At 66.1% G+C, this 19922-nt stretch carries 21 protein-coding genes; 7 read left to right on the plus strand and 14 right to left on the minus strand.

Features of this window, described 5'->3' with window-relative positions:
* Positions 1–35: 35 nt before the first annotated feature.
* Complete coding sequence (gene mnmA, locus P4826_RS13570) at positions 36–1148, minus strand: tRNA 2-thiouridine(34) synthase MnmA (protein WP_317700913.1); 1113 nt, start codon at positions 1146–1148, stop codon at positions 36–38.
* A 66-nt stretch (positions 1149–1214) separates the two neighbouring features.
* On the opposite strand from mnmA, the gene P4826_RS13575 reads away from it, so the two are divergent.
* The 4 genes from P4826_RS13575 (at position 1215) to P4826_RS13590 (ending at position 6046) form a co-directional block, all read left to right on the plus strand.
* Positions 1215–2186 (plus strand): LysR family transcriptional regulator, encoded by a 972-nt coding sequence (locus tag P4826_RS13575; RefSeq protein WP_317700914.1) that lies wholly within the window; start codon positions 1215–1217, stop codon positions 2184–2186.
* A gap of 151 nt (positions 2187–2337) precedes the next feature.
* Positions 2338–3789 carry an FAD-dependent tricarballylate dehydrogenase TcuA gene (gene tcuA / locus P4826_RS13580; RefSeq protein ID WP_425605267.1) on the plus strand — a complete coding sequence of 484 codons (1452 nt, stop codon included), beginning with the start codon at positions 2338–2340 and terminating at the stop codon, positions 3787–3789.
* On the plus strand, positions 3776–4981 hold the full coding sequence (gene tcuB / locus P4826_RS13585) for a tricarballylate utilization 4Fe-4S protein TcuB (RefSeq protein WP_317700916.1): 1206 nt from the start codon (positions 3776–3778) through the stop codon (positions 4979–4981). Before tcuA ends, tcuB begins: the two co-directional genes overlap by 14 nt.
* 87 nt (positions 4982–5068) lie before the next feature.
* Positions 5069–6046 carry a Bug family tripartite tricarboxylate transporter substrate binding protein gene (locus P4826_RS13590; RefSeq protein WP_317700917.1) on the plus strand — a complete coding sequence of 326 codons (978 nt, stop codon included), beginning with the start codon at positions 5069–5071 and terminating at the stop codon, positions 6044–6046.
* 35 nt (positions 6047–6081) lie between these two features.
* Here P4826_RS13590 and P4826_RS13595 read toward each other — a convergent pair whose 3' ends face one another.
* Positions 6082–6567, minus strand: a complete 486-nt coding sequence (locus tag P4826_RS13595) for an NUDIX hydrolase (protein ID WP_317700918.1) — start codon at positions 6565–6567, stop codon at positions 6082–6084.
* 227 nt (positions 6568–6794) lie between these two features.
* Positions 6795–7877 (minus strand): GNAT family N-acetyltransferase, encoded by a 1083-nt coding sequence (locus P4826_RS13600; RefSeq protein ID WP_317700919.1) that lies wholly within the window; start codon positions 7875–7877, stop codon positions 6795–6797.
* A gap of 58 nt (positions 7878–7935) precedes the next feature.
* On the opposite strand from P4826_RS13600, the gene P4826_RS13605 reads away from it, so the two are divergent.
* A complete protein-coding gene (locus P4826_RS13605; protein WP_317700920.1) occupies positions 7936–8205 on the plus strand; it encodes a hypothetical protein in 270 nt (89 codons plus the stop codon).
* Positions 8206–8226: 21 nt separating this feature from the next.
* On the opposite strand, the gene P4826_RS13610 is transcribed toward P4826_RS13605, so the two are convergent.
* The gene (locus P4826_RS13610; protein ID WP_317700921.1) at positions 8227–8883 is read right to left on the minus strand and encodes a GNAT family N-acetyltransferase; all 657 of its coding nucleotides are present in this window, start codon (positions 8881–8883) and stop codon (positions 8227–8229) included.
* A 52-nt stretch (positions 8884–8935) separates the two neighbouring features.
* Positions 8936–10069 carry a GNAT family N-acetyltransferase gene (locus P4826_RS13615; RefSeq protein ID WP_317700922.1) on the minus strand — a complete coding sequence of 378 codons (1134 nt, stop codon included), beginning with the start codon at positions 10067–10069 and terminating at the stop codon, positions 8936–8938.
* Positions 10070–10426: 357 nt separating this feature from the next.
* Between P4826_RS13615 and P4826_RS13620 the strand changes: the two genes are divergently transcribed.
* Positions 10427–11140 (plus strand): methyltransferase domain-containing protein, encoded by a 714-nt coding sequence (locus P4826_RS13620; protein WP_317700923.1) that lies wholly within the window; start codon positions 10427–10429, stop codon positions 11138–11140.
* A 56-nt stretch (positions 11141–11196) separates the two neighbouring features.
* Here P4826_RS13620 and P4826_RS13625 read toward each other — a convergent pair whose 3' ends face one another.
* The 4 genes from P4826_RS13625 to P4826_RS13640 all read right to left on the minus strand — a co-directional run bounded on the left by P4826_RS13625 (position 11197) and on the right by P4826_RS13640 (position 13838).
* Positions 11197–12162 carry a polysaccharide deacetylase family protein gene (locus P4826_RS13625; RefSeq protein ID WP_317700924.1) on the minus strand — a complete coding sequence of 322 codons (966 nt, stop codon included), beginning with the start codon at positions 12160–12162 and terminating at the stop codon, positions 11197–11199.
* 219 nt (positions 12163–12381) lie between these two features.
* A complete protein-coding gene (locus tag P4826_RS13630; RefSeq protein WP_317700925.1) occupies positions 12382–12726 on the minus strand; it encodes a hypothetical protein in 345 nt (114 codons plus the stop codon).
* Positions 12723–13370 carry an RNA polymerase sigma factor gene (locus P4826_RS13635; RefSeq protein WP_317700926.1) on the minus strand — a complete coding sequence of 216 codons (648 nt, stop codon included), beginning with the start codon at positions 13368–13370 and terminating at the stop codon, positions 12723–12725. The genes P4826_RS13630 and P4826_RS13635 overlap by 4 nt, the downstream gene beginning before the upstream one ends.
* Before the next feature lie 3 nt (positions 13371–13373).
* The gene (locus tag P4826_RS13640; protein ID WP_317700927.1) at positions 13374–13838 is read right to left on the minus strand and encodes a DUF3106 domain-containing protein; all 465 of its coding nucleotides are present in this window, start codon (positions 13836–13838) and stop codon (positions 13374–13376) included.
* 181 nt (positions 13839–14019) lie between these two features.
* Between P4826_RS13640 and P4826_RS13645 the strand changes: the two genes are divergently transcribed.
* Positions 14020–14382, plus strand: coding sequence for a hypothetical protein (locus tag P4826_RS13645; protein ID WP_317700928.1), 363 nt, complete (start codon positions 14020–14022; stop codon positions 14380–14382).
* 79 nt (positions 14383–14461) lie between these two features.
* Here the strand turns inward: P4826_RS13645 and P4826_RS13650 are convergent, their stop codons facing one another.
* The 5 genes from P4826_RS13650 to P4826_RS13670 form a co-directional block, all read right to left on the minus strand.
* A complete protein-coding gene (locus tag P4826_RS13650; protein ID WP_317700929.1) occupies positions 14462–14962 on the minus strand; it encodes a GNAT family N-acetyltransferase in 501 nt (166 codons plus the stop codon).
* Positions 14959–15663, minus strand: coding sequence for a riboflavin synthase subunit alpha (locus P4826_RS13655; protein ID WP_317700930.1), 705 nt, complete (start codon positions 15661–15663; stop codon positions 14959–14961). The genes P4826_RS13650 and P4826_RS13655 overlap by 4 nt, the downstream gene beginning before the upstream one ends.
* 171 nt (positions 15664–15834) lie before the next feature.
* Complete coding sequence (locus P4826_RS13660; protein ID WP_317700931.1) at positions 15835–17802, minus strand: methyl-accepting chemotaxis protein; 1968 nt, start codon at positions 17800–17802, stop codon at positions 15835–15837.
* A gap of 147 nt (positions 17803–17949) precedes the next feature.
* Positions 17950–18921 carry a M14 family metallopeptidase gene (locus P4826_RS13665; RefSeq protein WP_317700932.1) on the minus strand — a complete coding sequence of 324 codons (972 nt, stop codon included), beginning with the start codon at positions 18919–18921 and terminating at the stop codon, positions 17950–17952.
* Positions 18918–19907 carry a Bug family tripartite tricarboxylate transporter substrate binding protein gene (locus tag P4826_RS13670; RefSeq protein WP_425605173.1) on the minus strand — a complete coding sequence of 330 codons (990 nt, stop codon included), beginning with the start codon at positions 19905–19907 and terminating at the stop codon, positions 18918–18920. Before P4826_RS13670 ends, P4826_RS13665 begins: the two co-directional genes overlap by 4 nt.
* Positions 19908–19922: the final 15 nt, after the last annotated feature.

A 19922-nucleotide genomic window follows, 5' to 3' on the forward strand; every position in this document is an offset into this window, starting at 1 on the left:
GCCAAAAATCATGCTGAAACCAAACAGTCTCCGCATCAATCCTCGACCACGGCAATCACACCCCCGCCCAGGCAGACCTCGCCGTCATACAGCACCGCCGACTGCCCCGGCGTCACGGCCCATTGGGCGTCGGCAAAGCGCAGGCTGAAGGCGGCGCCGTCGGCCGCCAGCACGCTGCAGGCCGCGTCCTGCTGGCGGTAGCGCGTCTTGGCGGCGCAGCTGCCCAGGGCGGGCGGGTGGCCGGCGATCCAGCTCGCGTCCTGCGCGCTCAGGCCGTGCGACAGCAGCCAGGGGTGGTCGTGCCCCTGCACCACGCGCAGGGTGTTGGTCGCAAGCTCCTTGCGCGCGACGAACCAGGGGGCATGCTCGCCGGCGCCGCGCTGCGCGCCTTTTTCTTTCACGCCACCTATGCCCAGCCCCTGGCGCTGGCCCAGGGTGTAGAAAGACAGACCCACATGCTTTCCCAGCTTGCGACCCCGGTCATCGACGATGGGGCCGGGCGCATGGCTGATGTAGCGGTTTAAAAATTCGCGAAACGGCCGCTCGCCGATGAAGCAGATGCCGGTCGAATCCTTCTTCTTCGCATTCGGCAGGCCGATCTCGGCGGCGATGCGGCGCACCTCGCTTTTGTGCAGCTCGCCCACGGGGAACAGCGTGCGCGACAGCTGCGCCTGCGTCAAACGGTGCAGAAAGTAGCTCTGGTCCTTGGACGGATCCAGCCCCTTGAGCAGCTCGAACAGTCCCGTGGCCGGATTGCGGCGCACGCGGGCGTAATGGCCGGTGGCGATGCTTTCGGCGCCCAGCGCAAAAGCATGGTCCAAGAATGCCTTGAACTTGATCTCGGCATTACAGAGAACGTCCGGGTTGGGCGTGCGCCCGGCCTGGTACTCGCGCAGGAACTCGGCGAACACGCGATCCTTGTACTCGGCCGCAAAGTTCACATGCTCGATCTCTATGCCGATCACATCGGCCACGGCGGCTGCGTCCACGAAGTCGATGTTGGACGAGCAGTACTCGCTGTCGTCGTCATCCTCCCAGTTCTTCATGAAGATGCCGACCACCTCGTGGCCCTGTTGTTTCAATAGATAGGCCGTGACGGCGGAATCCACCCCGCCGGAGAGGCCCACCACCACCCGTTGTTTCGTCATAGGTGTGCGATTATCCCGCCCTACCCCGGCCGGGCGGCCCATGGGGTCAACGTGAGGCGCCGGACGATGGAACTGCGGCAACTGCGATATTTCGTGCGTGTGGTGGAGCTGGGCTCCATGGGCCGCGCCGCGATCGACCTGAACCTGGTGCAGTCGGCCCTGAGCCAGCAGGTCGCGCGCCTGGAGGGTGAGCTGGCCACGCGCCTGCTGCACCGCACGCCGCGCGGCGTGGCGCCCACCGAGGCCGGGGCGGCCTTCTTTCGCGAGGCCCGGCTGACCCTGCGCCATGCCGAGCAGGCCGCGCGCGCGGCGCAGCAGGCGCGGCTGTCGGGCACGGTCACCATGGGCCTGGCGCCCACCACCTCGGCCGTGCTGGGCCTGCCGCTGATGCAGGCCATGCGCGCACGCTACCCCGATGTGCGGCTGCACATGGTGGAGGGCATGTCGGGCCACCTCTCGGCCATGCTGCACGCGCGCGATCTGGATCTGGCGGTGCTGTTCGACTCGCGCCTGCACCAGGCCGCGCAGGCCGGGCGCGGCCCGCGCTGGCAGGTGCAGGCATTGCTGGAGGAAGACCTGTTTCTGATGCGCGGCGCGGCCGCCGCCCGCCTGCCGGCGCAGGTGACCCTGGCCGACCTGCAGGACGAGCCCCTGATCCTGCCCACCGGCCCGCACGGCCTGCGCAGCACGCTGGACACGGCCTTCGCCAGCGCCGGCATTGCACCGCGCGTGGTGCTGGAGGTGGATTCGCTGGCCATGGTGATGGCCGCCGTCGATGCCGGCCTGGGCGCCACGGTGCAGCCCTGGGCCGCCCTGGGCCGCTACCCGGATGCGGACACGCGCTTTCAATGCGCGCTGCTGACCGGCGCGCCGGTGCGGCGGGTGAATCTGCTGTGCAACCTGCCCGACGAAGAGCTGTCACCCGCGGCACTGGCCGCGCGGGTGGTGCTGCTGGACTGCGTGCGCGCCCTGGTGGCCGAGGGGCGCTGGTCCGGCACCCGCCTGATGGCCGAGCCCCCGGCCACGCCGGCCGCCTGATCGGCACGCGCCGGTCATCAGTGATCGTGATGGCCCCATGCCCCCGCCGGCCTGTGCGCCGCGCGGGATGCGGCCTACAGTCGGCGCATCCCATTCGATAGAAGCGGCGCGCCTCGACGTGCGCCAGAACATCACCATGCAATCTCCCACGATGGACGCCGATGTCCTGGTCATCGGCGGCGGCAACGCCGCGCTGTGCGCCGCGCTGATGGCGCGCGAGGCGGGTGCGCGCGTGCTGCTGCTCGAATCGGCCCCGCGCGACTGGCGCGGCGGCAACTCCGCGCACACGCGCAACCTGCGCTGCATGCACGACGCACCGCAGGACGTGCTGGTCGATGCCTACCCCGAAGAAGAGTATTGGCAGGACTTGCTGAAAGTGACCGGCGGCATTACCGACGAGCACCTGGCACGCCTGGTGATCCGCCACTCGTCGGCCTGCCGCCCCTGGATGCGCCGCCACGGCGTGCGTTTTCAGCCCGCGCTGGCCGGCACGCTGCATGTGGCGCGCACCAATGCCTTCTTCATGGGCGGCGGCAAGGCGCTGGTCAACGCCTACTACCGCAGCGCCCAGGCGCTGGGCGTGCAGGTGCGCTACGACTCGCCCGTCGATCGGCTGGACATCGAGGACGGGCAGTTCCAGGCCGCCTGGGTCCAGGGCCAGCGCATCACGGCCAAGACCTGCGTGCTGGCGGCCGGCGGCTTTGAGTCCAACCGCGAATGGCTGCGCGAGGCCTGGGGCCAGAATGCGCGCGGCGAATGGCCGGCCGACAATTTTCTGATCCGCGGCACGGCCTTCAACCGCGGCGTGCTGCTCAAACACCTGCTCGATGACCACGGCGCCGACCGCATCGGCGACCCCACGCAGGCGCACATGGTGGCCATCGACGCACGCGCACCGCTGTACGACGGCGGCATCTGCACGCGCATCGACTGCGTATCGCTGGGCGTGGTGGTCAACCGCGAGGCGCGCCGCTTCTACGACGAGGGCGAGGACTTCTGGCCCAAGCGCTACGCCGTCTGGGGCCGCCTGGTGGCGCAGCAGCCGGGGCAGATCGGCTACTCCATCATCGACAGCAAGGCCATAGGCCGCTTCATGCCGCCGGTATTCCCCGGCGTGCGTGCGGACAGCCTGCCCGAGCTGGCGCAGAAGCTGGGCCTGGACGAAACCACCTTCATGCAGACGCTGACCGACTACAACCGCGCCTGCCGCGTGGGCCGGTTCGACCACACCGTGCTCGACGACTGCCACACCGAGAACCTGGCGCCGCCCAAGACCCATTGGGCGCGCCCCATAGACACGGCCCCCTTCTACGGCTACGCACTCAAGCCGGGCGTGACCTTCACCTACCTGGGCCTTCAGACCGACGACACCGCCGCCGTGCGCTTTGCCGGCCGGCCCAGCCGCAACCTGTTCGTGGCCGGCGAGATGATGGCCGGCAACGTGCTGGGCAAGGGCTACACCGCCGGCGTGGGCATGAGCATTGGCACCGCCTTCGGCCGCATCGCGGGCGCCAATGCCGCATTGGCAGCAAAACAGCAGAAAGCGCAATCCCTGCAAGCGCTGACAGCTACTGAAATGAAAGCAAACCATGTCATCGCTTGAGGCCTTGCAAGAACTCACCCGCGACGCCCGCGCCCTGGCGCTGGGCGAGGTCATACCCCCCTCGGCCGCCGAATCCGAGGTGGCACGCGTCATGCAGATCTGCAACGCCTGCCGCTACTGCGAGGGCTTTTGCGCCGTGTTCCCGGCCATGACGCGCCGGCTCGAATTCCTCAAGGCCGACGTGCACTACCTGGCCAACCTGTGCCACAACTGCGGCGCCTGCCTGCACGCCTGCCAGTACGCGCCGCCGCACGAGTTTGCCGTCAACGTGCCGCAGGCCATGGCCCGGGTGCGCGGCCAGACCTACCACGACTACGCCTGGCCGCTCGCGCTCGGACAACTCTACAAGCGCAATGGCCTGACGCTGTCGCTGGCCCTGGTGGCCGCGCTGACGCTGTTCCTGGCGCTGGCCGCCGCGCTCAAGGGCGGCTGGGGTGCGCTGTGGGGCGTGGACCTGGGCGCCAACTTTTACCACCTGTTCCCGCACAACCTGATGGTGGGCCTGTTTGCGCCCATCTTCCTGTTTGCGGTGCTGGCGCTGGCCATGGGCGTGCGCGGCTTCTGGCGCGACGTCAAGCCCGCCACCAGCGGCGCCGACGTGAGTGACGCCGCCGCCAGCGAGGCCGCGCACGACGTGCTGCGCCTGAAATACCTGGACGGCGGCCATGGCGACGGTTGCAACAACGAGGACGACGCCTTCAGCCTGACGCGCCGGCGCTGCCACCACCTGACCTTCTACGGCTTCCTGCTGTGCTTTGCCGCCACCTCGCTGGCCACGGTGTACCACTATGCCTTTGGCTGGGTGGCGCCGTATGACCTGCCCAGCCTCCCCAAGATCCTGGGTGCGGTGGGCGGCGCCAGCCTGATGCTGGGCACGGCCGGCCTGTGGCGCCTGAACCTGCGCCGCCACCCGCTGCAGGGCGACGCCGCCCAGAAACCCATGGACCTGGGCTTCATCGCCCTGCTGTTCCTGGTGGCCGCCAGCGGCCTGGCGCTGTGGCTGGTGCGCATCACCCCGGCGGCCACGCCCGCCCTGGCCCTGCTGCTGTGCCTGCACCTGGGCGCGGTGATGGCGCTGTTTGCCACCATGCCCTACGGCAAGTTTGCCCACGGCATCTTCCGCACCGCGGCGCTGCTGCGCCACAACACCGAAAAGCGCCGGCCCAACCCCATAGGCCTGGGCAGCGACTGAAACACCACAAAAACAATAGCTGTCAGCGCTTGTCCCACAAGGGCTGCAGCCCTATTTCACTTAAAACGTCCGCCAAGGAGCCTCACGATGAAAAAACGCACCCTGATCCAGGCCGCCGCCGCAGCGGCCGCCTCGCTGGCCTTTTCCAGCCCTGCGCTGGCGCAGGACTTTCCGCCGGCCAAGCCAGTGACGCTGGTGGTGGGCTTTGCCGCCGGCGGCGCGGCCGATGCGGCGGCGCGGCTCATCGCCAAGAAGCTGGGCGAGAACATCGGCCAGAGCGTGGTGGTGGACAACAAGGGCGGCGCCGGGGGCAACATCGCCCACCAGCAGGTGGCGGCGGGCGCTGCCGACGGCACCGTGCTGCTGCTGGGCTCGGTAGGGCCGCTGACGATTGCGCCGCACCTCATGAAGCTGCCCTACGACCCGTTCAAGGACCTGGCGCCCATCACCGGTGGCGTGTATTTCCCCAACGTGCTGGTGGTGCACAAGGCCGCCGGCGCGAAGACGCTGGCCGAGTTCGTCCAGCTGTCCAAAAAGAAGCCCGGCAGCGTGGACTTTGCCTCTACCGGCGCGGGCTCGGCATCGCACCTGGCGGGCGAACTGTTCAACCAGCGCGCCGGCATCGACATGGTGCATGTGCCCTACAAGGGCGGCGCGCCCGCGCTGCAAGACCTGCTGGGCGAGCGCGTGACCAGCTACTTTGCCGCCCCGCCCACGGCCATGCCGCATGTCGAGACCGGCAAGCTGATCCCGCTGGCCACCACGGGGCTGACGCGCCCGGCCTACCTGCCCAACATACCCACCGTGGCCGAGTCGGGCTACCCCGGCTTTCAGGCGCTGAACTGGTATTCGTTCATGGCCTCGGGCAAGACGCCCGCGCCGCTGCTCGAACGCTGGAACCAGGAGATCGTCAAGGTGCTCAACGACCCCGGCGTGAAGGACGCGCTGAACAAGCACGGCCTGTCGCCCCACCCGACCACGCGCGCCGAGTTCGCCAGCTTCATGAAGAAGGAATACGACCAGTGGGGCGCCATCGTGCGCGAGCGCAAGATCACGGGGCAGTGAGGCCGGCGACGCCCGACAGCCTCCCAAGCGCAGGCTCAGAGCGGCGCCTGCAGCACGCTGGCGTCGGTGTGGATCAGCCCCAGCGGCGCGCGCTGGCCGGCCAGGTAGTCGTTGACGGACTGCAGCACCAGCGGGCTGCGGTGGCGCGTCCTGCTGCTGCGCAGCTCGTCGGGCGTGAGCCACACGGCGCGCACGATGCCGTCGTCCAGGTCGCGCCAGGCGTGGTGCTCGCCCAGCTGGCCGGTGAACACAAAGCGCAGGTAGGTGATGTCGTCACCCGTGCGGGTGCGCCGGAAACGGTTCAGGTACACCCCCACCAGGGCGCTGGGCGTGAAGTCGTAGGCGGTCTCCTCCAGCACCTCGCGCACGCAGGCATCCACCGGAGATTCGCCGGGGTCGAGATGGCCCGCGGGGTTGTTCAGCCGCAGGCCGTCGGCGGTGTTCTCCTCGATGAACAGAAAACGCCCCTCGCGCTCGACGACGGCCGCGACGGTGACGTTGGGTTTCCAGCGGTTTGGCATGGCGCGCATTATGACCAGTGCGGCTTGCAAGCTGGTGTAAGCCTCAAAAACAATGGTCAAATAGACCGATAGCGCTTATCCACAAAGCGCCAGAAGCTTCTATTTTTATAGTGAACTCGGATTCTGGTGCAGTTGTCACACGGCAGGGCCTGCGACTCTTGCTGGCGCAAACGGGCATCCCGGCCGTGCTGTACAGCCCAGCGGCCAAAGACCCGCACTGCATCCAACTACCCATGCGTTCTGCTGGCGCCTCTTCGCATCAACAGACGGATTTTTTTCTTCAGGCCCATCCGGTTCAGCGCCTCGCCCACCAGGTTTGAAAAACACTCGGTCTTCCAGAGCCACCATAACTTCCAGCTATTTTTGATGCCTGGGCGAAAAAGATAGCTGTCGGCAAAATCGATCTTGTCGGTAGCGAACGATTCCTTGTAAAAAGCGCTGCCGGTTCCAAAATCGAACAAACGATACTGCCCCAGCGCAAACAAATCCTGGATTATTTGGTACAGCAGCACGGTACCCGGTGATTTGTCGGCATATTCAGACAAGTACCCAATGATCTGATACGTGATTTCATCACCCTTGGCAGTGCACCATGCGAAGGCGACGGGGGTTCCCTGCTCGCGAAGCAGGTACCCTCTTGCCTCGCCGCGCGCTGCCCTGTCCTGCATCTGGTGCAGATATTCCGCGCCATCCGGCAGACCGGCATTCAGCATGAATGACTGGTAAGTCCTCTTCGATATGGAAACGGCCTCGCGGTGGAACTCAATCATCGATTGCGGCGTGGTGAATACCTCGAAACCATCAGGATTACTGTCCATGAAACGCTTCACCGAGCGTTTCAAGTTCTGACGGCTCTTGGGTGAACGACGCTGAAGGTAGGCCTCAAAATCACCCGCCAGATTCACGAAGTACAGGCATTCCTGGCGCGGGCTGTAACAAAGCCAACCGCCCTGCCGTGAGACCCCGCGCGGAAACCTGTCCACCGCCGTGCGCCTGAGCTGGTACCCAGCCACATCGGCCGGCAAGTGCGCAGGCAACAGGCTTTCAATCTCCGGCCAGCCAGGCTGAGCTGTCGGCATCTGTTGCTGCAGCGGCAAAAAGGCCTGTCGCCATTCACTGAACACCCACTCCCCGAGCATGAACTTGAAGCGCACACGCAGCGGGGCGGCACCAGGGCCGCCAACATCATTAATCAAGCTACTCTCCATTCTGCCCGCCTGCAGTACCCGTCTGATTGCGGCAACATACGCCACCAAAACGTCGAGAACCCATCCATCCGCTCCTTCGATATTTAGCTCAGCAGTAGCCATAACAATGGGCAATGCTCAACATAAAGCCCGCTTATCCACATATTCTTTATAACTCGCTTTGACGCCTGATTACCTCAAAATATCCATCGGCAACTGGCGCCTGCATGGACTGATATATGAAACATATAAAACGATGCCGACTTTTGGCTCCATCACGCGGCTGCACAAGCCAGTCAACCTGCTGCCCATGATCAGTCAGCGCACGCTGCACAGCAAGGATGCGCCGGTGCACCACCAGGTCAGCCGACGACGCATCGATCAGCGATTGAGCCAAGCGCCACCCCATGAATACCGGACGGATCACTCCGCCCACCCTTGGAAAACGTGAAACGGGCGACTGGCAGCAGTATCAATGCACGCCTTGGCGCGCCGGCAAGGCCTGCAAACCCAGGCGCCGCATGCCCAGCGCACCCAGCAAGGCGCCTGAAGTCTTGCTGAACACCATGGCGTTGAAATGAAAGTCCTGATTTTTGAACGCTGCGATGGACGGCACATTGGTGGCGCGCACATGGGTCACCAGGCGTTTCAGCCCCCGCTCACGCAGGCTCTGCTCGGTGGCAGCAATGAGCTGCTGCGCCGCGCGGCGGCGGCTGAACTCCGGGTAAGTGTAGAGAAAACCGAGGAAGCCGTCGCCTTCGGCCAGTTGCAAAGCCAGCTTGGGGTCGTCCACCTCGCAAACCGGGCTGCTCTCGATATTGAGCTGAGCCACCACCGCCTCGCCACACAGCAGGGCATGCAGGCTGGCACCGCGCTGAAACAACCGTTCCGGTCCGGCGCCCGACTGCCTCCCCAGCTGCGCCCGAAAACCCGGCCCCAACGCAGCAAGATCGGCTGAAGTACGCAGCTGCACATAGCGCCAGTCGGTAGGCAAGGCGGACACGGCGCCCAACTGCAAAGGCTTGGCGGCGAAGCGGAATACCTCAGCCCCCGTCAACGACTTGACGCCGAAGAACAAGGCGGCAGTGAGGCCCCCCGGCCCGAGAAAAAAAGACAGTTTCTGATTCATGCGTTCAAGTCGAGCGAAGGAGAGCCAGCAAGATCCTGTCGACGCAAGCCACTCAGGGCAGCGCGTCCAGCCTCACGTCCCAGTCGCGCAGGGCCTTTTCGGCCGCCAAGGCCAGCAAGTCACCCAACAGGCCAGGCCGGAACATCATCACGTCGTACAGCAATGCCCCTTCCTGCGCACCCCAGCGCTGCTTGTAGCCAGAGTCCCCTTGCCCCCAATCGAACAAGCGCTTGTGACGGGCTATCGCATCGCGCAATACCTCGTAGGTAAGGATAGAGCCGGGGCTGTGGCTCTTCCATTGCTCGTCGTAGGAATTGGCCAGGACGTAGAGTGCCGTGTCGGTTTCCAGATGGGCCGAAAACGCCACCGGCTGGTCGCCACAGTGCAGCACCCAGCACACGGCCTGTGCATGGGGGTCGGGCTCGCGACCCATCTGGGTCCAAAAAAGCTGATTGGCCGGACCGACAAACTTAAGATCGCCACCGTCCCTGCCCAACCAGGAGCGCGACTCGATGCCCGCCAGGATGTCGAGCAGCGGCTGATCCTCACCGCTCAGCACGTGGCGCTCGCAGCGCACCTCGCCCACCGTCTTGCTCAGGCGTCGGCGCGAATATTCGATGTGCTTAAGCAAGGAACCACTGAACCGTTGCTTGAGTGCGTCCAATCCCAAGGACAGATCCAGCTGGAACACCGCTCCAGTCGCCTTGGCTCGATGGCGCCAACCAGCGGCCATTAGTTGGCGCAACATGGCGAGCATGACCTCGTCGCGCCCGGAAATGGGCCCAAAGCGCAGCACCGCCCCTGGCGGTGTGTTGGCTAGCGCACGGCCCACGGCGTCCGCCAGGCCCATGCCCGCACCAGGTTGCGCTAAAAGGCAAAGACTGCGGAAAGGCCAGTAATAGCCCGCCAGCGAATTGATGCTGAAGCGAGCGACCTGCTGCCTGGCGAAGGGAATCAGCGCCTGCAACTGTCCGTTCTGCCGCACGCGCACATGGCGAAGGGGGCCACTCCATCCACCCGCGGGCAAAAAGGCACGCGCCCAGGATCGCAGCGCATGGGGGGTGCAGAACGCCTGGTCACTTTGCGCATGGCTGGGCAGCGGGACTCCCGTTTCCCTCGCCAGCACCTCGTCAGTGACGATGTCACAGACCCACGGGTTTTCTATCGACGATTTCAATCCAGACACGGGCGCGCTCCTGGCCTCAAAGAAGAAGGGGGCCCGCTTTTCTGAAACTTTTTTACCCCGTGCGATAAAGAGACAGCAGGCCGGTTGAAAGGGTGTAGAGTCGTCGCCGGCAACGATCGGCGCGCACAACGAATCGACCGACGCGACCGACAGGCTGGGGCGCAGTGGGAAGTTTCGCTCCAGTCATTATGGTCCCGCCGGCATCATAGATTGCGCACAAAACCGTTGAGTTACATACTGGTACCGCGATCATTAGGGATGCGACATCTGGACAGGATCTGTGACAATCACATCAGCGGCAGAAATCACGAGCTCATACCCACTCCATGCAAATCGTGAAATAAAGGACGACTTTGAATGGAACGCATAAAAAATGCTTGGTCCAGGCATGGATGGAAGATGTTTGGCCCTGTAGCACTCCTAAACATAAAACACCGCTTTAAGATACTTCTATCACCCGGAAAATTTGATGCAAAAAGTTCCGTTGACAATATTCCCGGCGTTGAAACAAACAAGTCGGTTTATTTGAGCGCACTCGGATATACACATGAATATGGCGCAGGGGGAAATGCTTATGAGCCTATTGATGAGGAAAAGTTCATCACGGTCATACGCAGTCTTCCAATTGATCCGTCAACATTTTGCTTCGTAGACTTGGGCTCCGGAAAGGGGCGAGCTCTTTTTCTAGCCGCAAAAATAGGTTTTAACAAGGTGATAGGGGTGGAGTTTTCAGAAAATCTTCACTTGCTGGCCAAGAAAAACATTGAGGCGGCAGCGAATTCATGGCCGAATACAGACCGCATGGAAGTTATTCATGGTGATGCAAGAGATTATGCGCCTCCTGATGCTGCAACCGTCCTCTATCTTTACAATCCATTTGATGCACAAATTATGTCTCCGGTCTTAAAGACTTGGGAGAAGTCCATGTCAACACGTGTTCACGATGTCTGGATTGTGTATGGAAACCCGACCGAAGCCGCTTTATTCAAGCACAGCCCCTCGCTTGAGCACATTTCATCAATCGCCGGGTTTGCCGTGTTTCGACGAAAGAATTTAAGACGCGCTGAATAACCCACCCAACAAGCACTTCACAGCACGAAGACGGTAGTTATTACAGGCCTGTGTTTTTACCGATATCTTCGGCGATAGACCTGTTCCGCCATACGCATGCCGGTGCGCCAGATGGGAGATCGCAACAAAGGTGGGGGCTGAACCGCCACTTCAGGTTGCATACCCTGAAATCCACGCACGCGAAATGAATCCCGGTTTTTTTCCATGAAGGCGCAAAACTTCCTGAACCGGTTGATGGTCACAGGATCGGAGCGGTCTCTGCTCCCGCCATTGAGTAGTTCAAAACTGTGTGACAGCATCACGAAAGACTGGTGTCCTGCCTCCAGTGCCGTCCACAGCAGTTTCTCAATCTCAGCGAAAGAACAGGCGGTCAGCTGAACGTGGCGCAATTTGCCCGTGCCATCGTCAAAAACAGTCATCGGGTATTCATAAACTCCGGCGCATTCAAAAGGCCACCAGACGGTTTCTCCTGGCCTGACACCGCTGCTCTGCCCGAACAGGGTGGTGTTGTAACTGCAGTCGTATGCGATGCCATTGGCTGCCAATGCTTCAAGCGTATCGCGATTGAAACCAAAACTACCGGCCCGAAACGCATTGATATTCGGGGCACCGGCTCGCTCCAGCATTTGCAATCCGCTTGCAATCAGCGACGTTTGCTCGGCCACGGTGTAGTCGCGCATGTTGGGTCGCTTGCCTTGCATACCCTCCAGCAGCGGGGTGCGGGCTTCATCCACCCATTCGGGGTGCATGTGCAGTTGCGGTTCATGACCCGCCTCGCGCACCAGCGCGACGATTTCATCAAGGGGTTGCTGCCCAAATCGTGCAGAAAACAAGGGTTCAATGAAGCACACGCTGGTCAGGCCATGGTCGTTCATTACCTTCATCTGGTATGGCAACCCAAACTGCCCCTGCGGAGTGGTGCCATAGATGTATCTATCGAACGCATTGGCAAATCGCTCATCGATGTTCTTCCAACCATTGCACCAGACCTCAACGTCAATGGTGAAAAATACGTCCAGCATGTCGGTTTGCCCTCGAAGCAATGAGCGTGTCCATTGCCTGTTCTGAATAACGGTGGTTCAACGGAGCCCGTTGTCCGCCGGATCGATTCTATAAGGCTATTTCTTGCGTTCGCCATGCTCCGCATGGCGCACAGGTGTAATTTAGAGGTAACCGAACCATGCACAAGTACCAGTTGCGCGATAGCACCCGGTGGCCTGGCCGCGTCGTTGCGCGGCAGGTTACAGCTCGCCCATGGTCATCAGCGACAGCACGTCGGGCTGCAGCAGCTCGTCCATGCCGGCGTCCGGCCTCACCCAGGGCTTGACCAGCAGCAGGCCGGCCACGGTCAGCGCCAGCAGCGCGCTCTTGCACAGCAGCGGGTGCTGGCGCCAGCCGGCCTGCAGCACGGCCAGCGGGCCATGCGGGGCGGGGGCGGCGGCCTGCTGCTGGCGCCACTGTGCCAGCAGGCGCGCCTGCAGCGCCTGCTGGCCCTCATCGGGCGCCTGCTCCAGCGCCTGGCGCAGACTGTGGCGCAGCCGGCGGTCGGCGTTGGCAGGGGGCGTGTCGGGGCGTGGGGCGGTCATGGTGCTGGCTCCTTGAGGTGCTGGCGCAGGGCGGCCTTGGCACGGTGCAACAGTTGGTGCGCGGCGTTGGCGTCAAGTTCCAGCGCGCGGGCGATGGCGGGCACGTCGGCGTCGGCATAGGCCCACATGGCCAGGGCCATGCGCTGGCGCGGGCTCAGGCGCGCCATGGCCGCCGCCAGCGCCGCCGTGCTGATGGGTGGCAGGGCGTCGGCGCCGGGCGGCTCGGCGCCCTGGCTGGCGTCGGCCAGCTCCAGCAGCTGCTCGGGGTCGGTGCTCAGCTCGCGCCGGCGCGCCAGCCAGCTCTTGCAGCGGTTGATGACGATGGTGTTGAAGTAGGTCGCCAGGCTGGCGCCATGCGCGTCGCTGGCGCGCGCGCGCCACAGGCGCAGAAAGGCCTCCTGCACCATGTCCTCGGCGTCCTCGCGCCGGCCCAGCAGCTGCATGGCCAGGGCGTAGGCCTGGGGGCTCAAGCGGCGCACCAGCGCGCTGGCGCTGGCCTGGTCGCCGGCGCGGGCGGCCTGCCACAGCGCCCAGGGGTCGGCCGCGGGCGGCTGGCGTCCGCGCCCGCCCAGCGCCTGCCCGACCCATTGCCCCAGGCTGCTGATGGAGCGGCCCAGGGCGCCGCTGGCGGGAGCGTCGCGCATGGGTCAACGTGCCGGCAGCCGGTCGCGCAGGGCGGTGCGCTCCTCGGGGCTCAAGCGGCGCAGCATCTCGCGGCGCTGGCGCAGCAGCTCGCGCCGCTCGGCCGGCGACATGGTCTCGATCTGCTCGCGGCGCTCGTCGATCAGGCGCTGGCGCTCGTCGGCCGACAGGTTGTACCAGCCCTTGCGCGTCTGCTGGATCAGTGCCTGGCGCTGCGCGGGCGTCAGCGCTTCGATCTGCTGGCGCAGCTGCTGGCGAAAGGCCTTGCGCTCGGCCGGCGAGGCCTGGTCGAGCTGGCGCCGGATCTCGGCCTTGCGCGCCTGGCGCTCGGCGGGCGTGAGGCGCGCCCAGTCCTGCGCGTCGGGCACGGCCACCGGGGCCGCCTGGGCCACAACACAGGCCAGCAGCGCGCTGGCGGCGGCGCAGCGCAGCCAGCAGCGGATGCCTTGCGCAATGGGGAAGAGGGGCATGGTGATTGCTGAGGGGCCATCGGGCTGTCTGGCTTGAACCCGCCAGGCGCCAGTCTCTTACGCAATGTCCCCATGTTGTACCCGGATTTGCCGGCGCCGCCGTAAGCGCGCCGCCGGTCGCGGGTTCAAACAGCGCGCGGATCAGCCGATCCGTTGCCAACCACCCTCACCGGAGCCGAGCATGAACCACTTCCTGAAACCCCTGCGCGCCGCGGCCACCGCCGCCCTTGGCCTGGCTGTGCTGGCCGGCGCCGCCCTGGCCCAGGCGCCGGCCTCGCTGGCCGAGCACCAGGCCGGGCGCGTGGACAACCGGCAGGCGCGCCAGTCCGATCGCATCACCCACGGCGTGGAGCAGGGCCAGATCACGCCGCGCGAGCAGCTGCGGCTGGAGCGCCAGCAGCGCCACATCAACCGCCTGGAGCGCCGCACCAACGCGGACGGCCATGTCAACGCCCGCGAGGCGGTGCGCATGGAGCGCGCCCAGGACCGCGCCAGCCGCCATATCGCGCGCAGCCGGCACAACCGCCAGGGCCGCGGCGGGTAGGCGCGAGGGAGGCAGGGCGACGTGGCGGAGATATGCACAAAACCGCATCGAGCGCCCTCCCATCAAGCGCCAACAGCTCTTATTTTGATAGTAATGCCGTCATATACACCGCCTGCGCGCCATAGCTCGCCAGGCGCTGGCGCTGCACGGCGTCGTGCAGCTGGTGCTCGGCATAGCCGCGCCGCTGCCAGTAGGCCTGCGAGCCCTGCACCGACACCAGCGCGCTGTGGCGCAGGCCCGTGCTCTGGGCGTGGAGCGCGGCCAGCAGCTGCCCGGCCAGGCCGCGCCCGGCGCAGTCGGGCAGCACGGCCATGTCGTGCAGGTAGAGGGTGTCGGGCGTGGGCACGGGCTCGAAGTCGCCGTGCAGCGGCGTGACCTTGGCCAGCAGCGACCGGTAGGCCGCCAGATAGGCCAGCACCCGGCCGCCCTGCGCGATCACCAGAGAGCAATTGGCCGGGCTGGCCAGGCGGCGCGCAAACACCTCCGTGCTCTCGGCCAGGCCGTCGCCATAGCAGGCGCGCTGCACCTGCGCCAGACCGGGCAGGTCGGCGGCGGTGAGGGCGCGCGGCTGCGCGCTCACCGCGGCAGCTCGGGGCGGGGCAGGTAGTCGTCCAGCGACAGGCCCTTTTCCTTGAGCAGCGCCTCGAGCACCGGGGCCAGGCGGCCCAGGCTGTCCTGCACCGCCTCGCGCACGGTATCGACGACGACCTGGGTGCTGCGCTCGATCTCGATGTTCAGCAGGTCGCCCACGGCCATGTCCTCGAATACCGTCGCGCGGCGCGTCTCGGGGATCAGCCAGACCTCGAACCACGATTCCTGGCGGTTCACCTCGGCCACCGTCAGGCTGGCGCCGTGGATGGCGATATAGCCCTTGGCAAAGATGTAGCGCGCAAACTGGGGCGGCACGGCCACGCGCCACACGCGGTTGTTCTCGCTCTGGCGCACGGCGGCTAGCTGGGCCACGCAATCTACATGGCCGGACAGCGGGTGGCCGCCAATCTCGGCGCCCTCCTTCGCGGCGCGCTCCACGTTCACGCGCCGGCCCACGGCGTAGCGGCCCAGCGTGGTGATGGCCAGGCTCTGCTGCATCACGTCAAAGCGCGCACTGGTGGGCGAAAGAATCTCGGTCACCGTCAGGCACACGCCGTCGGTGGCGACGCTGGCGCCAATCGCCAGATCGGCGCAGAAGCCGGGTGGAAACTCGATGCTGAAGGTGCGCAGGCCGGCGCGATCCTCGATGGCGGCGATCACCGCCGTGGCCTGGACGATGCCTGTGAACATGGCTGCTGCCTATAAATGGTGCGAAAGGGTGGTGCGAGAGCCGGGAATTGTGCCAGCCACTACCGGTTTTCACGTGCCCCTCGGGCAGGGGCAATTTCCTCTCACCCTCTGAGATGTGTCGTCAAGCAACAAATCAGCCTGTAGCGCTCTATTCATAAGCGCTGACAACTATCAATAAGTGAGTTCAAGCAGCTCTGATCGGGGCGCATGCGATTCACTCGCCCCGGCGCGGAATACCGCCACCGCCTGCACCAGACCCTGGGCCTGACTGCTAAGGCCGTCGGCGGCGGCGGCCATCTGTTCGACCAGGGCGGCGTTCTGCTGCGTCACCTGATCCAGCGAGGTCACGGCCTCGCCGACCTGGGCCACGCCGTTGGCCTGCTCCTGGCTGGCGGTGCTGATCTGGCCGACCAGGGTGTTCAGGCGCTGCATGCTGGCCACCACGTCGGCCATGGTGCGGCCGGCGGCCTCGGCCTGCTGGTTGCCGGCGCTCACGCGCGCGTTGCTGGCCTCGATCAGGCCGCGGATCTGCTTGGCGGCCTCGCCGCTGCGCCCGGCCAGGTTGCGCACCTCGCCGGCCACCACGGCAAAGCCGCGCCCCTGCTCGCCGGCGCGCGCCGCCTCGACGGCGGCGTTCAGCGCCAGCAGATTGGTCTGGAAGGCAATGCCGTCTATCACCTGGATGATGTCGGCCATCTGCCGCGCCGCCTGGTGCACGCCGTGCATGGTGCTGACCACCTGCTCGACATTGGCGCCGCCCTGGCGCGCCAGCTCGCGCGTGTGCTCGGCAAGCGCGCTGGCCTCGCGGGCGGTGTGGGCGTTGTTTTGCACCGTGGCGCTGAGCTGCTCCATGGATGCTGCCGTCTGCTCCAGCGCGCTGGCCTGGGCCTCGGTGCGGCCGGACAGGTCATGGTTGCCCTGGGCGATCTCGCTGCTGGCCAGGGCCACGCCCTCGGAGCCGTGGCGCACCTGGGCCACGATGGGGCGCAGCCTGGCGCGCATCTGCTGCTGGGCGGCGATCAGCTCACCCACCTCGTTGTCGCCATGTGGCTGGTCTGCGCCGCTCAGGTCGCCGCCGGCCACGGCGCGCGCCAGGGCCACGGCCTGCTGCACCGGCTGGGTGATGGAGCGCACAAAGGCCGCGGCCAGCAATACCGCCAGCGTGGCCAGGACGGCCAGGGCCGCGCCCATGAGCCACAGCGCGCGCTGCGCGGCGCTGGCCTGCTGCTGCACCAGGTTCAATAGCTGCTGTGTGGCCTGGCTGCCCAGCGCGTTCACGGCGTCGATGCCAGCCGTCAGGGTGTCGAAATACTGCCCGGCGGGCAGGCGCAGCTCGCTGGCCTGGAGCAGGCCGTTGTCCACCAGGCGCAGGGCGTCGGCGGTGGCGGTCTTCTCGGCGCCCAGCGCCTGTGCCAGTGCGGTCTGCAGTGCGGGTGCGTGCTGCAGGGCGCGTTGCAGGCTGACCTGGCTGCCGCTGTCGAACTCGTCGGCGCGCGTGCGCAGGGCGCGCAGCAGGCCGCGTGTCTCGGCTGGCAGCTCGCCGCGCGCCAGCGCGCCGGCGCCCATGGCGCGCATCTGGCCCAGCTGTTCGGTGAGCATGGGCAGCTGTTGCAGCGCCGCCTGGATCAGCGCCTGGGTGTCGCGGCGCTCGCTGGTGCTCAGGCCGCTGCTGTGCTGCAGCTGCTCGCTCAGGGCCAGCAGCCGCGCCACCATCTGGTTGTGGCGCGCCAGGCTTTGCGCGGGCGTGACGGCACCGTCGCCCACGGCTTGCTGCAGTGCCTGCCAGTCCTGGCGCAACTGGTTCAGGGCGCTGGCCTGGTCGGGGGCCACGCTGGCCAGTTCGTCAGCCGTGGCCTGCAGGGTGCGGCCGAGCTCGTCGCGCACGGCGGGCCGGCGTCCCGCCAGCTGCGCGTCGCCGCCGAGCTGGCCGGCCGACAGGCCGCGGTGCACCTGTGTCAAGCGCACGGACTGGCCCAGCTGCTGCAGCGCCGGCATGGCGCGCGCCTGTGTGCCCAGCTGCTGCATTTGCGCGCCCATGCTGCGCAACTGCAGGCCGGCGGGAATGGCCATCATGGCCAGCGCCAGGCCACCCAGGATGAAAAACTTGTGCGACAGGCGCAGATGGTCAAGCAATCGCATGGAAGCAGATATTTGTAAGTAATCGCTTCTAATTGTAGGCAAACCATCGCCAAAAGTGGGTATGCCCCATCCGACTGTTGTTTTCTGAAACGGCCCCATCTGGCCGACTTTCAGGCCACGGCACTGCGGGTGCCGGGCTTGCGCCGCCTACAGCGGACGCCGCCGGGCAAAGCGCACCACGCTTACGCCGGCGCGCGCCTGGCGTGTGCTGGGCATGACCAGCACGCAGTCGTCGTAGGGGGTGGTGACTGGCTCGCCATCGTTGTCGCCTATCACCGTGCCGGCCCGGGCGATCACCTCGAGGCCGGTGAAGGCTTCGGTGAAGGTAAAGCGCTCGTTCTTGGCGACCACCGGGCCGGTGACCTGCAGCGCCCATTGGCGCGGCGCATCGGTCAGGCGCCAGCCGGGCAGCAGGCGCGCCAGCTCGGCGCCATCGACGATGCCCGACGCCTCGATGAAGCGCAGGCATTGGTCTTGCGCCACGGCGCGGCTGGCCGGGTCGCCGTGAAAGCCGCATTCGACCAGCAGCGAACGGCTGTCGCCCGCCTGCGCATCGGGCAGGCCAAAGCGCCCGTAGTCGCGCATGCGCGTGCCGTCCTGGTGGCCGGCGTCGATGACGATGTGCTCGGGCGCGGCCATCTGCTTGGCCAGGGCCAGGTTGCGCGGCTGCACGCCGGTGAGCAGCAGCGGCGCGCAGGGCTCGTGCATGGAGTGCAGGTCCAGCAGCCAGTCGGCCCGGGCGACAAACGGGCGCAACGCCGCGCAGCGGCGCCGCTCCAGGCTGTCGGCGGCATCCATGCGCTCGTCGCTCCACTGGCGGTTCATGTCCTGCTCGACGAAGCGCGCCGCGTCGTGGTTGGCCGGGTCGAAGCGGTCGAAGGCCGCCAGGTTGCAGAACATCAGCGTCAGGCTGCCCGCCTGCGGGCGCAGGCCCGATTCCAGCAGGCCCTTGAGTGCCCAGGCGCCGCACAGCTCGTTGCCGTGGATCAGCGCGCTGACCAGCACCTGGCGCCCGGGCAGTCCCGAGTCAAAATGCCAGACGCCCTCAGTGCCGGTGTTGCCCGCGCGCCAGGCGCTCAGGTCGGGCGCGGGCAGGTCAAAGCGCAGGCTGCTGTTCATTCTTCGATCTTCGCGAATTGCACGATTTTTGTGTACTTGGCGACCTCGCCCTGCCAGAACTGCGCCAGGTTGGCATCGGGCGCGGCCACGCCCGAGCCGGCGGCGGCCATCTTCTTGCGGAAATCAGGGGACTGCAGGGTGTCGTTCAAGGCCTTCTTCAGCTTGGCGACCACCGGCTGGGGCAGGTTGGCCGGCCCGACCAGGGCGAACCAGCTTTCGATGTCCACGTTCTTGAACTGCGGCAGCTCGGCCAGGGCCGGAATGTCGGGCGTGGCCGGCGCGCGTTTGGCTGCCGTAGTGCCCAGGGCCACCACCTTGCCGGACTTGATGTGCGGCAGACCGCTGGAGAGCACGAAGACGCCGAACTCCAGGTTGTTGCCCACCAGGTCATTCGTCAACGGTGCCACGCCGCGGTAGGGGATATGGGTCATGAACAGGCCGGCCTGCTCCTTGACCATCTCGCCCGCCAGGTGCAGGGCCGTGCCCACGCCCGAGCTGCCGTAGCTGAACTTGCCGGGGTTCTTCTTGACCAGCTGGGTGAAGTCGCTGGCGTTCTTCACGCCGGTGGAGGTGGCGGCCACCAGCACCATGGGTTGTGAGCCGATCAGGCCGATGGGGGTGAAGCTGGACGGGTCGTACTTGACTGTCTTGGTGACCAGCTTGGCAATCGCCAGCTCGTTGTTGGCCCCCACCAGCAGGGTGTAGCCGTCGGGCGCGGCGCTGGCCACCTTCTGCGCGCCTATGGTGCCGCCGGCGCCGCCCAGGTTCTCTATCACCACCGGCTGGCCCAGGCGCGTGGACAGCTCGGCGCCCACCAGGCGCCCCATCAGGTCGGTGCTGCCGCCGGGTGGGTAGCCGACGACGAGGGTGATGGGCTTGGCCGGGTAGTCCTGCGCCTGGGCGGGGCCAGCTGTCAGCAGGGCCAAGCCGCAGGCGAGCAGTGCTGTGGCGTGGCGGCGCGTGGGCATGAGGGGCGAGGGGCGCATAGGTGTTTCTTGGGC

Source organism: Diaphorobacter limosus (assembly GCF_033100095.1).
GTDB classification, from domain to species: Bacteria; Pseudomonadota; Gammaproteobacteria; order Burkholderiales; family Burkholderiaceae_C; genus Alicycliphilus; species Alicycliphilus limosus.